The organism is Kitasatospora albolonga, from assembly GCF_039535905.1.
GTDB classification, from domain to species: Bacteria; Actinomycetota; Actinomycetes; order Streptomycetales; family Streptomycetaceae; genus Kitasatospora; species Kitasatospora albolonga.
Genome location: NZ_BAAAYB010000034.1, coordinates 40,490 through 53,069, shown reverse-complemented (window position 1 = coordinate 53,069; position 12,580 = coordinate 40,490). Strand labels below are relative to the sequence as shown.

Annotated in this window: 11 protein-coding genes and 1 pseudogene; 7 read left to right on the top strand and 5 right to left on the bottom strand. The window is 74.0% G+C overall.

The window, feature by feature from the left end; genetic code table 11:
• Positions 1 to 53: 53 nt before the first annotated feature.
• Positions 54 to 797 carry a hypothetical protein gene (locus tag ABD946_RS08825; RefSeq protein WP_345281735.1) on the top strand — a complete coding sequence of 248 codons (744 nt, stop codon included), beginning with the start codon at positions 54 to 56 and terminating at the stop codon, positions 795 to 797.
• A gap of 40 nt (positions 798 to 837) precedes the next feature.
• On the opposite strand, the gene ABD946_RS08820 is transcribed toward ABD946_RS08825, so the two are convergent.
• A complete protein-coding gene (locus tag ABD946_RS08820; protein ID WP_345281733.1) occupies positions 838 to 1,488 on the bottom strand; it encodes a DUF2306 domain-containing protein in 651 nt (216 codons plus the stop codon).
• A 181-nt stretch (positions 1,489 to 1,669) separates the two neighbouring features.
• Between ABD946_RS08820 and ABD946_RS08815 the strand changes: the two genes are divergently transcribed.
• Both ABD946_RS08815 and ABD946_RS08810 read left to right on the top strand, forming a co-directional pair.
• Positions 1,670 to 2,782, top strand: a complete 1,113-nt coding sequence (locus ABD946_RS08815; RefSeq protein WP_345281731.1) for a sensor histidine kinase — start codon at positions 1,670 to 1,672, stop codon at positions 2,780 to 2,782.
• Positions 2,779 to 3,492 (top strand): response regulator, encoded by a 714-nt coding sequence (locus ABD946_RS08810; RefSeq protein ID WP_345281729.1) that lies wholly within the window; start codon positions 2,779 to 2,781, stop codon positions 3,490 to 3,492. Before ABD946_RS08815 ends, ABD946_RS08810 begins: the two co-directional genes overlap by 4 nt.
• On the opposite strand, the gene ABD946_RS08805 is transcribed toward ABD946_RS08810, so the two are convergent.
• Positions 3,465 to 3,845 (bottom strand): hypothetical protein, encoded by a 381-nt coding sequence (locus tag ABD946_RS08805; protein ID WP_345281727.1) that lies wholly within the window; start codon positions 3,843 to 3,845, stop codon positions 3,465 to 3,467. The genes ABD946_RS08810 and ABD946_RS08805 overlap by 28 nt on opposite strands.
• Positions 3,846 to 4,054: 209 nt before the next feature.
• On the opposite strand from ABD946_RS08805, the pseudogene ABD946_RS08800 reads away from it, so the two are divergent.
• Together ABD946_RS08800 and ABD946_RS08795 are read left to right on the top strand one after the other, a co-directional pair.
• Positions 4,055 to 5,454, top strand: a pseudogene (locus tag ABD946_RS08800) (amidase).
• Positions 5,455 to 5,576: 122 nt separating this feature from the next.
• Entirely contained in the window at positions 5,577 to 7,982 is a 2,406-nt protein-coding gene (locus tag ABD946_RS08795; RefSeq protein WP_345281725.1) for an ATP-binding cassette domain-containing protein, read from the top strand.
• 142 nt (positions 7,983 to 8,124) lie between these two features.
• Here ABD946_RS08795 and ABD946_RS08790 read toward each other — a convergent pair whose 3' ends face one another.
• From ABD946_RS08790 to pip, 3 genes are all read right to left on the bottom strand, one after another.
• On the bottom strand, positions 8,125 to 8,877 hold the full coding sequence (locus ABD946_RS08790) for a ferritin-like domain-containing protein (RefSeq protein WP_345281723.1): 753 nt from the start codon (positions 8,875 to 8,877) through the stop codon (positions 8,125 to 8,127).
• 116 nt (positions 8,878 to 8,993) lie between these two features.
• Positions 8,994 to 9,881, bottom strand: a complete 888-nt coding sequence (locus ABD946_RS08785; RefSeq protein ID WP_345281721.1) for an SGNH/GDSL hydrolase family protein — start codon at positions 9,879 to 9,881, stop codon at positions 8,994 to 8,996.
• A 194-nt stretch (positions 9,882 to 10,075) separates the two neighbouring features.
• Positions 10,076 to 11,032 carry a prolyl aminopeptidase gene (gene pip, locus ABD946_RS08780; protein ID WP_345281719.1) on the bottom strand — a complete coding sequence of 319 codons (957 nt, stop codon included), beginning with the start codon at positions 11,030 to 11,032 and terminating at the stop codon, positions 10,076 to 10,078.
• Between the two features lie 87 nt (positions 11,033 to 11,119).
• Here pip and ABD946_RS08775 point away from each other — a divergent pair, with 87 nt between their 5' ends.
• Together ABD946_RS08775 and ABD946_RS08770 are read left to right on the top strand one after the other, a co-directional pair.
• The gene (locus tag ABD946_RS08775) at positions 11,120 to 12,142 is read left to right on the top strand and encodes a hypothetical protein (RefSeq protein ID WP_345281718.1); all 1,023 of its coding nucleotides are present in this window, start codon (positions 11,120 to 11,122) and stop codon (positions 12,140 to 12,142) included.
• Positions 12,139 to 12,555 (top strand): peptidase inhibitor family I36 protein, encoded by a 417-nt coding sequence (locus ABD946_RS08770; RefSeq protein ID WP_345281716.1) that lies wholly within the window; start codon positions 12,139 to 12,141, stop codon positions 12,553 to 12,555. The genes ABD946_RS08775 and ABD946_RS08770 overlap by 4 nt, the downstream gene beginning before the upstream one ends.
• Positions 12,556 to 12,580 lie beyond the last annotated feature (25 nt).

The following is a 12,580-nucleotide window of genomic DNA, read 5'->3' as shown; positions in this document are numbered from 1 at the left end:
CGTCCCGCCCGGGCGGGTGACCGGGCCGGCCGGCGGACTGGGAGAATCGCCCGGTGATCGGCACGAACAGCTTCGGCATCGACATCCGCACCTCCACCAGCACCGGGCGCCGCGGCCTCACCGTCGTCACCGCCGCGGTCCATCCGATCGTCGACGGGCGCGACATCATCGCCGAGGCCTTCGCCCCGGGCCCCGGCCACGAACCGGAGCGGCTGCTGAGCGCGGACCGGGGGCTGCGCGCGGGCGACGAGCCGCGTGAGGTGGAACTGGCGGAGGCCGAGTGCACCTGGGGCTGCTGCGGTGCGCTCTGCACCACCGTCGAACGCGTGGGGGACCACGTGCTGTGGCACAGCTGGCGCGACAGGAACGGGCCGGCCCCCGAGCTGCCCGACTTCCGTTTCGACGCCCGCCGGTACGACGCCGAGGTCGCCCGCGCCGAGCAGGACCGCAGCTGGGAGTGGCCCGCCCGGACCACGGCCCGGCTACTCGGCGAGCGGCTGCGCGCGGACGCCGCAGCGCTGGAGCGGTGGCGGTTCGGCTTGATCAGCGCCTCCTCGTGGCGGCCCGGCACGGTCGACGTCCTGCTGGGCCACCCCACCGCCCGTGCCTCGGGGAGCGCCCCGTGGCTGCAGTTCCGCACGGAGCTCATCGTGACGGACGAGGACCCGGCGGTGCAGGCGGCGCGGTTCGCGCGGGAGTTGACGGAGCGCGATCCACGCTCCTACGCCGACCTCTGCGGCGGCTCGGCCGACTCCGCCCGCGCGCTCGGATTCCCTTGGCCGCCACCCCGCAGGTGAGGCGCCCGGCCCGGTGCCGGTGGACGCCGCGCGGCCGGGCTCAACTCACCCGCGTGGAAGGCTTCCTGGCCAGGAAGGCCTCGGCGACGGCGAGGTTGATCAGCCAGCAGGTCCACCCGGCGGCCGGGTAGGCCTGGTCGAAGGGGGCGCCGAGGGCGTCGAAGAGCGGGAGCCAGACGCGGAGGGTGACGGCGGCCAGGATCAGGGCGTAGGAGCGGACGGCCCAGACCCGGTGGCGGTCGAAGCGGCGCTGACGGGCCGTCCGGAGGGCCGCGGCGGAGGTGCCCAGGAGCAGCACGGCGAGGAGGCCGAAGCCGATCGGGGCGATCGGCGGGTAGAGGCCGTACGGTGCGAGGGCCAGACCGCCGAGGCCGGTGACCGCCGCGCTCAGCAGGTAGACCCGCCCGACGAAGCGGTGCACGGCGGGCCGCCGGGTTCTCAGCCGGGCCACGAACTGCCAGGGGCCGAGCAGCAGGGCCACCGTCCCACCGCCGATGTGGCACAGCAGCGGGACGAGGTGCGCGAGGTAGGTGGCGCGCTGGTCCTCCAGGAAGGTCTCGGGGTCGAGGGTGAAGTAGCGCGCGGAGAGCAGGGCGACCGCCGCCCCGAGCAGGGCGAAGAGGGCGAGCGCGGTGCGGCGCGGGAGGAGGGAGGCGGGGCGGTCGGCCCGGTGGTGCGTGGCGTTGTCCATGGGGCGGAAGGTAGGCGCGGCGGCCCCGGCGGGGCGTCCCCCGCCGGGGGCTGCCGCCGTGGTCCCCCTCGGGGGTGGCCGGCCGGGTGCGGAGTACCCCCGAAGGGTGATGCGCCAAGGGTGCGGACGCCGATACGGTGCCGCGGACCGACCCCTGCGACCCGCCCGGGAACACCACCACATGACGCGACCGTCCCGCAGCCTCGTGCTCGACCTGCTCCTCGCCGCCGCCTTCCTCGCCGCCATGCTCGTCGAACGGGTCGCGGCGGCACCGGAGTTGGGCGACCGGATGCCGCTCGCCGTGCTGCTCAGCACCGTCCAGGCGGCCGCCGTCGCCGCCCGCCGCTCGACCCCGCTCAGCGCCTACCTGGCGGGCACGGCCGCGCTGTCGGCCGAGTCGCTCTGGGTGCTGACCTCGCCGGTCGCACCGTACGCCAACATCGTGGTGCTGCACGCGCTCGGCCTGCACGGCACCCGGGCCCGGGCGTGGGCCGGGCCGTTCATCGCGCTGGCCGGGATGGCCGGGTACTTCACCGGCTCGGAGGGGGCCCGCACCTATCCGGCGATTCCGGCCGGGGTGCTCTTCCTCTGGCTGCTCGGCTGGGCGATCGGCTACGGCTCGGCTCGGCGCCTGGAGGAGCGGGAGGCGGCCAGGGCCAGGCTGCACCGGGAGGCGGTCAACGGCGAACGGGCCCGGATGGCGCGGGAGTTGCACGACCTGGTCGGGCACACGGTGAACGTGATGCTGGTCCAGGCGGGTGCGGCCCGGCGGTTGCTGGAGCGCGATCCGGAGCGCACCCGCACGGTGCTCACGGAGCTGGAGCAGACCGGCCGGGACGCCCTGGACGAGCTGGACCGGGTGCTGGCCGCGCTCCGGCACCAGCCGGAGCAGGATCCGGACGACCCGTCAGGGCGGCCGGGGCTGGCGGACCTGGGTCGGCTCACCGGGCGGATGGACCGGGCGGGGCTGACGGTCGGCCTGCGGCTGGACCCGGGCGAGGTCGCCCGGCTGCCGCGCAGCATCGACGTCTCGGCCTACCGGATCGTCCAGGAGGCGCTGACCAACACCGTCAAGCACGGCCGGGCCGCGACCGCCGACGTCTCCGTGCGGCGGCTCGGGGACCGCCTGGAGATCGAGGTCAGCGACGACGGCCGGGGACCGGCCGAGGGCTACGTGCCCGGGGGCGGCCTGATCGGCATCTCGGAGCGGGTCTCGATGCTGGGCGGAAGCGTGGAGCACGGGGGAGGTGACCTGGGCGGCTTCCGGCTGCACGCCGTCCTGCCGGTCCGGTGACGGCGGGTCAGGAGGGGCAGGGTCGGGAGGCGGAGAGTCCGGAGCGGCGGCGGATCCGGCTGGTCGTGGCCGAGGACGACGCCCTGCTACGGGCCGGGATCGCCCTGGTGCTGGGCACCGACGAAGGCCTGGAGGTGGTCGGGCAGGCAGCCGACGGACTGGCGGCGGTCCGGCTCTGCCAGGAGCTGCGGCCGGACGTGGTGCTGATGGACGTGCGGATGCCGGGGATCGACGGGATCGAGGCCACCCGCCGGATCGTGGCCGGGCCGCATCCGGCCCGGGTGCTGGTGCTGACGGTGTTCCAGCACGACGAGTACGTCTGGGAGGCGCTGCGGGCGGGGGCAAGCGCTTTTCTGCTCAAGCGGGCCTCACCGGAGCGGCTGATCGAGGCCGTCCGCGCGGTGGCCGCCGGCGAGGCCCTGCTGGACCCGGCGGTGACCCGGGCGCTGGTGGACCGGATCGCCTCCGCCGCGCCCGGGCAAGCGCTTTCCCAGCCCGAGGACCCGCGCCTGTCCCGCCTCACCACCCGCGAACGCGAGGTGCTCCGGCTGGCCGCCGAGGGCTGCTCGAACCCGGAGATCGCCACCCGGCTGTTCCTCGCCGAATCCACCGTCAAGACCCACATGAAGCGGGTGCTGGCCAAGCTCGGCGCGCGCGACCGGGCCCAGGCCGTGGCCATCTCCTACCGCGGCGGGCTGATGTCCTCCTGACCCGCCGCCACCGACCCGGCGGCCGGCCCGCGCCGGGCCCTCACCGCCCGCGAGACCCGCACCGCCAGGTACCCGAGCAGCCACGGCAGCACGGTGACCAGCCCGATGTAGAAGCCGACGTAGCCCCCCAGGAAGTCGGCCAGCCAGGTCTCCTCGTCCCAGGTGTCCGTCGGGAACACCGCGACGACGCCGACCACCGTGACCGGCAGCAGCGGCAGCAGAACCGAGGCGAGCCGAGCCCGCCGGCCCGGGTTCCGGGCACAGCTGACGCCCAGCGCGGCCATGACGAACGGCCCGAGCGGCACCCAGAACGCGGCGGGCAGGAGGAAGACCACCCACCAGTCGCCCGACATTCCGAACATCATCAGCGGCCCCCGGAGGTGATCGTCAAGCCATCACCGCCACCCTCGCCGGGTCGCGGACGAAGGGTCAACACGATTTCCGACGCCCCGTCAGCAAGCGCTTTCCACCGGCTCGCCCGGGACTCTGGCCGCAGCACCACCCCGCCCGTACACTGCTGCCCTGCCCGGCCGTTACCGGGCAGTAGGTACGGAGGAGCGAGATGACCGACGGCCGGGTGCACGCGTTCGGCGACGACGCGCTGGGCGAGCACGACGCGGTGGCCCTCGCGGCCGCCGTCCGCTCCGGAGCGGTGAGCCCGGCCGAGCTGGCCGCCGCCGCGGCCGGGCGCGCGGCGCGGGTCGAGGCGCTGCGCCCCGTCGCCTTCGCGCTGCACGACGCCCCGCGCTCCGCCCCCGGCGCGCCCGACGGCCCGCTGTACGGCGTCCCCACCTACCTCAAGGACAACGTCGACCTGCTCGGCGTGCCGACCGGCCACGGCAGCGCCGCCTTCCGGGCCCGCCCGGCCCGGCGCAGCGCGCCGTTCACCGAGCTGTTCATGACCAGCGGGGTGACGGTGCTGGGCAAGACCCGGCTGCCGGAGTTCGGGCTGAACGCGACCACCGAGTACGCCGCCGCCGAGCCGGTCCGCAACCCCTGGGACCCCTCGCGCTCCGCCGGTGCCTCCTCCGGCGGTTCGGCCGTGCTGGTGGCCTCCGGCGTGGTGCCGATCGCGCACGCCAACGACGGCGGCGGCTCGATCCGGATCCCGGCGGCGGCCTGCGGCCTGGTCGGCCTCAAGCCCACCCGCGGCCGGCTGGTCCCCAACGAGCAGGGCCGCCAACTCCCGCTGGACATCGTCACCGACGGCGTGGTCACCCGCTCCGTCCGCGACACGGCCGCCTTCTACGCCGCCGCCGAGCAGCAGCACCGCAACCCCGCCCTGCCGCCGATCGGCCTGGTCGAGGGCCCGGGCAGCCGCAAGCTGCGGATCGGCCTGGTGGTGGACTCGCCCATCGCGGTCAGCGACGACCGGACCCGCCGCGCGGTGGAGGAGACCGCCGCCCGGCTGGAGGCGATGGGCCATCAGGTCACCCCCGCCACCCTGCCCTTCGGCACCGACTTCTCCCGCGACTTCCTCCTCTACTGGGGCTTCATCGCCTCGTGATCGCCTCCACCGGCCGCCTGGTGGTGGACCGCAGCTTCCGCTCCCGCGACCTCGACCCGCTCACCACCGGCCTGCGGCGCAGCTTCCTGCGCGAGTACCGCCGGGGCCCGGGCGTGCTGCGCCGCCTGCGGCAGGCCGAGCGCACCTACGCCGGCATCTTCCGCGACCACGACGCGATCCTCTCCCCCACCCTGGCCCACACCACCCCGCCGCTCGGCCACCTCAGCCCCACCGTGGAGTTCGAGGAGCTGACGGAGCGTCTGCTGCGCTACGTGGCCTTCACCCCGGTCAACAACGTCACCGGCGGCCCGGCGATCACCCTCCCCACCGGCGCCGCCCCCGACGGCCTCCCGATCGGCGTCCACCTCTCCGCCGCCCACGGCCAGGAGCGCCTGCTCCTCGAACTCGCCTTCGCCCTGGAGGCCGGCCGCCCCTGGCGCCGCATCCAGGACTGACGGGCCGCGCCCTCCGCGCACCCGACCGTCCTCCGTCGGTCCGAACTGGCAAGATCGGGCGAGCGAGGAAGAACGGTTGGGAGCGCGGAGGGGCGGTCCCGTCACACGGATGGAGACAGAGCATGGCCAGCAAGGCCGCGAAGCAGCCGCCCGCGTCGCACGTCGCCGACAGTCACGACCTGATCCGGGTCCACGGCGCGCGCGAGAACAACCTCAAGAACGTCAGCGTGGAGATCCCCAAGCGCCGCCTCACGGTGTTCACCGGCGTGTCCGGCTCCGGGAAGAGCTCGCTGGTCTTCGACACCATCGCCGCGGACTCGCAGCGGATGATCAACGAGACCTACAGCGCCTTCCTCCAGGGCTTCATGCCCAACCTGGCCCGCCCCGACGTGGACGTGCTGGAGGGCCTGACCACGGCGATCATCGTGGACCAGCAGCGGATGGGCTCCGACCCGCGCTCCACCGTCGGCACCGCCACCGACGCCAACGCGATGCTGCGGATCCTGTTCAGCCGCCTGGGCAAGCCGCACATCGGCTCGCCGCAGGCGTTCTCCTTCAACGTCGCCTCGATCAGCGGCGCGGGCGCGGTGACGGTCGAGAAGGCCGGGAAGACCGTCAAGGAGCGGCGCAGCTTCAGCATCACCGGCGGCATGTGCCCCCACTGCGAGGGCCGGGGCTCCGTCAGCGACCTGGACCTGGCCGAGCTGTTCGACGACTCCAAGTCGATCTCCGAGGGCGCCATCACCATCCCCGGCTACAAGGCGGACAACGTCTGGACGGTCGGCATCTTCGCCAACTCCGGCTTCCTGGACCCGGACAAGCCGATCCGGGAGTTCAGCAAGAAGGAGATGCAGGACTTCCTCTACCGCGAGCCGACCAAGGTCAAGGTCAACGGGGTGAACCTCACCTACGAGGGCCTGATCCCCAAGCTCCGCAAGTCCTTCCTGTCCAAGGACCCGGAGGCGATGCAGCCGCACATCCGGGCCTTCGTGGACCGCGCGGTCACCTTCACCTCCTGCCCGGAGTGCGGCGGCACCCGGCTGAGCGAGGCGGCCCGCTCCTCGAAGATCGGCAAGGTGAGCATCGCCGACGCCTGCGCCATGCAGATCAGCGACCTGGCGGGCTGGGTGCGCGGGCTGAAGGAGCCCACGGTGGCGCCGCTGCTCGCCTCCCTCGGGCACACCCTCGACTCCTTCGTGGAGATCGGCCTCGGCTACCTCTCGCTGGACCGGCCGGCCGGGACGCTCTCCGGCGGCGAGGCGCAGCGGGTCAAGATGATCCGTCACCTCGGCTCCTCCCTCACCGACGTGACCTACGTCTTCGACGAGCCCACCACCGGCCTGCACCCGCACGACATCCAGCGGATGAACGAGCTGCTGCTGCGCCTGCGGGACAAGGGCAACACGGTGCTGGTGGTGGAGCACAAGCCGGAGGTCATCGCGATCGCCGACCACGTGGTCGACCTCGGTCCGGGGGCCGGGACGGCGGGCGGCACGGTCTGCTTCGAGGGCAGCGTCGAGGGGCTGCGCAAGGGCGGCACGGTGACGGGCCGTCACCTGGACGACCGGGCCTCGCTCAAGGCCGAGGTGCGCAAGTACTCCGAGGTGCTGGAGGTCCGCGGCGCGAGCACCCACAACCTGCGGAGCGTGGACGTGGACGTCCCGCTCGGGGTGCTGGTGGTGATGACGGGCGTGGCCGGCTCGGGCAAGAGCTCGCTGGTGCACGGCTCGCTGGTCCGCAGCCGGGCCGCCGCCGAGGCGGGCGTGGTGGTCGTGGACCAGACCCCGATCAAGGGCTCCCGGCGGAGCAACCCGGCCACCTACACCGGGCTGCTCGACCCGATCCGCAAGGCCTTCGCCAAGGAGAACGGGGTGAAGCCGGCCCTGTTCAGCGCCAACTCCGAGGGCGCCTGCCCGACCTGCAACGGCGCCGGGGTGATCTACACCGACCTGGCGATGATGGCCGGGGTGGCGACCACCTGCGAGCAGTGCGAGGGCAAGCGCTTCGACGCCTCGGTGCTGGACTACCACCTCGGGGGCAAGGACATCAGCGAGGTGCTGGCGATGTCGGTGACGGAGGCCGAGGAGTTCTTCGGCCCCGCCGGGGCCGGCGCCACTCCGGCCGCGCACCGGGTCCTGGACCGGCTGGCGGACGTCGGCCTCGGCTACCTGACGCTCGGTCAGCCGCTCACCACCCTCTCCGGCGGCGAGCGCCAGCGGCTCAAGCTGGCCACCCACATGGGCGAGAAGGGCGGGCTCTACGTGCTGGACGAGCCGACCACCGGCCTGCACCTGGCCGACGTGCAGCAGCTGCTCGGGCTGCTGGACCGGCTGGTGGACTCCGGCAAGTCGGTGATCGTGGTGGAGCACCACCAGGCCGTGATGGCCCACGCCGACTGGATCGTCGACCTCGGTCCGGGCGCCGGCCACGACGGCGGCACGGTGGTCTTCGAGGGCACCCCGGCCGAACTGGTCGCCGCCCGCTCCACCCTGACGGGCGAGCACCTGGCGGCGTACGTCGGCGCCTGAGCCCGGGCGGCACCGGCTTTCGGCGGCCCGGCCGGACTGTCCACCCCCGTGGGGCAGTCCGGCCGGGCCGCCGGCTCGTGGGAGCGAGCGCTCGGTCGGCATGGTCCCTCCACCGCCCCGACCCGCTCCGCCCGCCGCTCCGTCAGGAGGCGTGTGCCACCCCCTGCCGGCGGACCGCCCCGACCCGCCCGGCCTCGCCGAGGATCGCGACCGCGACCGGGCCGGAGAGGCGGAACACGTCCCGCACGAAGCGGGTGCGCCGGGCGCCGAGGTCCCGCAGCGCGGGGCCGTGGTCGACCGCCACGAAGAGCGCGGCGGCGAGCAGCAGCAACCGCCACCCACCGACCGTCACCCGCCGGGCGGCCGGGCCGAGTTCGGCCAGCGAGTCGGCCAGCCGGTCGCAGTGGAACGGGATGTGCCGCTCCTCGTCGGCCATGATCCGCCCGGCCACCTCGCTCACCAGCGGATCGGCGGCGCCGTCCCGGACGGCGCGGTAGTACGGGACGGCGACCAGCTCCGCGATCATCAGCACCAGCAGCTCGGTGCGCATCCCGAGCAGCCGCCGCACCCGGACGAAGATCCGGTCGCTCCAGTGCCCGTCCAGGGTCGGGCGACCGCCCGCCTCCAACAGCCGGGCCAGCAGCCGGGCGTGGTTCTGCTCCTCGGCGACGAAGAGCCGGGCGGCCAGGGCGTAGTCCGGGTCCCCCTCCTTGTCGGCCTTGCCGATCAGGTTGGCCCCGTCACCGTCCTCGCCGACCTGGAACTTCTGCAGGCTGGCCCAGACGGTGTCCGGCAGTTGCGCCCCCGCCGACCAGTCGGGCTCGGCGGTGGCGGCCCGGCGGGCGGCCTCGGCGTGGAAGTGGTCCACCCACTGGGCGAAATCGTGCTCGGGCATGGCGGTCCCCCTCGTGACGGCGGTGCGACTCGCTCCGCCCTGCGACGTGGACGACTCTAGACCGAGAACTGAACACGTTCAACACGGTTCGCCGCAGGCCACCCGTCCGGGGTCGCTCAGCCGACCGCCACCGCGCGCGCCGCCTCGGCCATCGACCGCTCCCCCGCCGCGTTCGGGTGGAAGGCCGCCGCGCCGCTGCCGAACAGCGGTTCCATCCACCGCGTCCCCGAGGGCTTGCACACGTCGTGGCCCACCGAGGGCGCGTACACGTCCACGTACCGGGCACCGTGCGCGGCGGCCTGGGCCGCGATCACCGAGTTGAGCCGCTTCTGGGTGTCGCGCAGCCAGGGCGCGTCGCCCTTGGCGATGCTGACGGTGGCCCAGCAGTTGGACCCGTCGTCCGGCAGGATCGCCGGGTACCCCGTCACCAGCACCGTCGCCCGCGGCGCCCGCTGCCGGATGCCGTCCAGCACCGCCCCGACCTTCGCCCCGGTCGCGTCCACCTTCGCGGCCAGCTGGTCGGTCCCGCCCGAGGTGTAACTCCCCTTGCAGGGAGCGCCGTTGCCGTTGAAGAAGCCGAGCGTGGTGCAGCGCACGATGATGTCGGCGAAGCCCACGTCGTTGCCGCCGATGGTCAGCGTCACCAGGTCGGTGTCGGCGGTCAGCGCGTTGAACTGCGGCCCGGCGGAGCCGCTCTGCGTGCTCGTCATGTGGACGGTGGTGGCTCCGCCGCAGGTGACGTCCGCCGTCGCGGCCGGCGCCAGCGCCCCGGCCAGCACCGAGGGGTAGTTCTTGTCCGACCGCGCACAGGCGGTGTCCACCTGCGTCGGCACCCCGGCGCCGGAGGCGTAGGAGTCGCCGAGGGCGACGTAGCGGGCGTACGGGGCGGCCTGGGCCGCAGCGGCGGCCGGGCCGGCGGCGGTGAGGGCACCGGCGGCGAGGGAGGCCGTGAGGGCGAGGGTGGTGAGGGCCGCGCGGGCGCGCGGGATTCCGGTCGTCGGCATGGGGGTGCCTCCGTGGCGGTGACGAGGGGTGGGGGACGGCACACCGCCACGGAGCTGCACCAGCCGTGGTTACCGGGCGGTCTTACCGCTCGGTAAGGATGTGGCCCGTCCGTCCCCCAGTCAAGCACCGTGACAGCACGGCGAGTTGACCTTCCCCCGACCGGCCGAAGGCCGCCCCGCCGGGCGGCACCCGTTCAGCGGTCCTTGAACTCCTCGATGGCGTCGTGGACCACCTTCACCATGCTCTCGCTGCCCACGTGGCCGGAGTCCTCGGAGATGTGCAGCCGGGCTCCCGGCCAGGCGTTCACCAGCCGCCAGGCCGACTGCGGCGGGCAGCCCATGTCGTGCCGGCCGGTCACCACCACGCCGGGGATGCCGGCCAGGCGGGGCGCGCCGCGCAGGAGCTGGTCCTCCGTCAGCCAGGCGCCGTGGCCGAAGAAGTGGGAGCAGATCCGGACGAAGGCGATCTGGTCCTCGTCCACCCGGTCGCTGTACATGCCCGGCCGGTTGTTGGGCTCCGCCGAGATGACGGCGTCCTCCCAGGCGAGCCAGTCGACGGCGGCCTTCGCCCGGACGGCGCGGTCGGGGTGCTCCATCAGCCGGGCGTAGGCGGCCGGCAGGTCGCCGTCCCGCTCCGCCTCGGGCACGCCGTCACGGAAGCGGTCCCAGGCCTCGGGGTGGAAGCGTCCGGCGCCGCGGTAGAGCCAGTCGATCTCGGCGCGGCTGCTGGTCATCACCGCCTGGAGGATGAGCTCGCTGACCCGCTCGGGGTGGCGCTGCGCGTAGGCCAGGGCGAGCGTCACGCCCCAGGAGGCGCCGTTCACCAGCCACTTCTCCACGCCGAGGTGCTCGCGCAGGCGCTCCATGTCCTCGATCAGGTGCCCGGTGGTGTTCAGGCTCATGTCCGCCGCCGGGTCACTGGCGTGCGGCGTGCTGCGGCCGCAGTTCCGCTGGTCGAAGCGGATCACCCGGTACCGCTCCGGGTCCCAGGCCCGCAGCGGGTTCCGCGGCGATCCCGCCCCGGGCCCGCCGTGGACGCCGACCGCGGGTTTGCCGTCCGGACTGCCGTACTGCTCGTAGTACACGCGGTTCCCGTCGCCGGTGTCGAGGAAGCCGCTGTCGTAGGGCGTGATCGGTGGGTAGAGAGGCATGACAGTGCTCCTAGCACGGGGGCGTGCCGGTGCCAACCTTCTTCTCCCTAGGTTCCCGAGTCGCCGGCCCGTGCCGACGATGGACGCATGAGCGAGCGAGGTGGATGGGGAGCGGGAGCGGCGGCCGGGGTGGCCGTCGCCGTGGCGCTGCTGAGCGGGTGTCAGCAGTCGCCCGGCGCGGGCGGCGCGGGGCCCTCGGCCGCGCCGGCCGCCGAGGCACCGGCGGTGCCGGCGGCTTCGGCCGGCGACCGGGAGCTGCTGGAGTGGGCCGAGCAGGTGCACACCGCCGACTGCATGCGGAAGGCCGGCTTCACGTACTACGTGGAGTGGGTCCGCGACACCACCGCCGAGGACGGGCGCCGCTCCGACTTCGGTTCGGCGGACACCTCCTGGGCCCAGGCCTACGGCTACGGCATCCAGCGCCGTCCCCCGAAACCGTCAGCGTCCCCGGGAGCGCACCGGACCAACGCGGACTACGTCGGCGGGCTGTCCCCCGAGCGGCGCGGCGCCTACACCGCGGCGCTCAACGGGGACCGGGCCGACTCGGTCACCGTCCCGCTCGCCGACGGCAACTCCGCCTTCACCCCGCGCGGGGGCTGCACCTCGGCCGCCCGGCGGGAGCTGTACGGCGACCTGGACCGCTGGTTCGCGCTGGACATCCGGGCGAGCAACCTCCAGTTGGAGACCGGCCCGCTGGTGGCCGCCGACGCCCGGTACACGGAAGCGCTGACGGCCTGGCGCACCTGCATGGCGGCGGCCGGGCACCCGGCGCAGAGCCCCGGCGAGGCGCGCCGCCAGGTGGCCTCGGCCGCCCAGGAGCTCCGCGCCGCCGGGGAGAAGCAGTCCCAGGAGACCCAGGGACCTGACGCCGCCTGGCAGTTGGAGGTGTCGACGGCGACGGCGGACGCGCGCTGCTCGGGGTCCTCGCAGCTGGTGACGGTCGCCGAGCGGGTGGCCGCCGAGGCGCGCGGGCGGATCCGCGAGCAGAGCCGTGCCGAGTTCGCCGAGTACGACGCCCTGCGGGCGCGGGCCGTCGGACGGGCCAGGGAGCTCATCGAGGTTTCGACGCGGACCACCCGCGTCGAGTCACAAGGGGAGATACGACGATGAACCGCTTCAAGAAGCTCGGGTTGGCCGCCGCCGCGACGGCGGGCCTCGCACTGGCGCTGGCGACGCCCGCCTCCGCGGACGCGGGCCGGGTCGTCAACGACTACTGCCACACCGGCGACTTCTGCGCCTTCTACCTGCCCAACTACCAGTACACCTCCGGCAACCAGGCCATCGCCTGGGCCGGCGACAACTGGGACTGGCAGTACGCCACCCAGGGCAAGTGGGGAACCATCGACAACAACTCCGAGTCCTGGTACAACGCGGGTGCCCCCGACACCTACGACAAGGTGAAGGTGTACGAGTTCGCGGGCGGCAAGAACCTCCTGTTCTGCCTGCCGCGCAACTCGGGCATCGCCCGCAACGCCAACGTGGCGAACATCGCTTCCTCCCACGTCTGGGTCAGCAGCTGCTGACACCGTGAACCACGCCGGCCCCGCC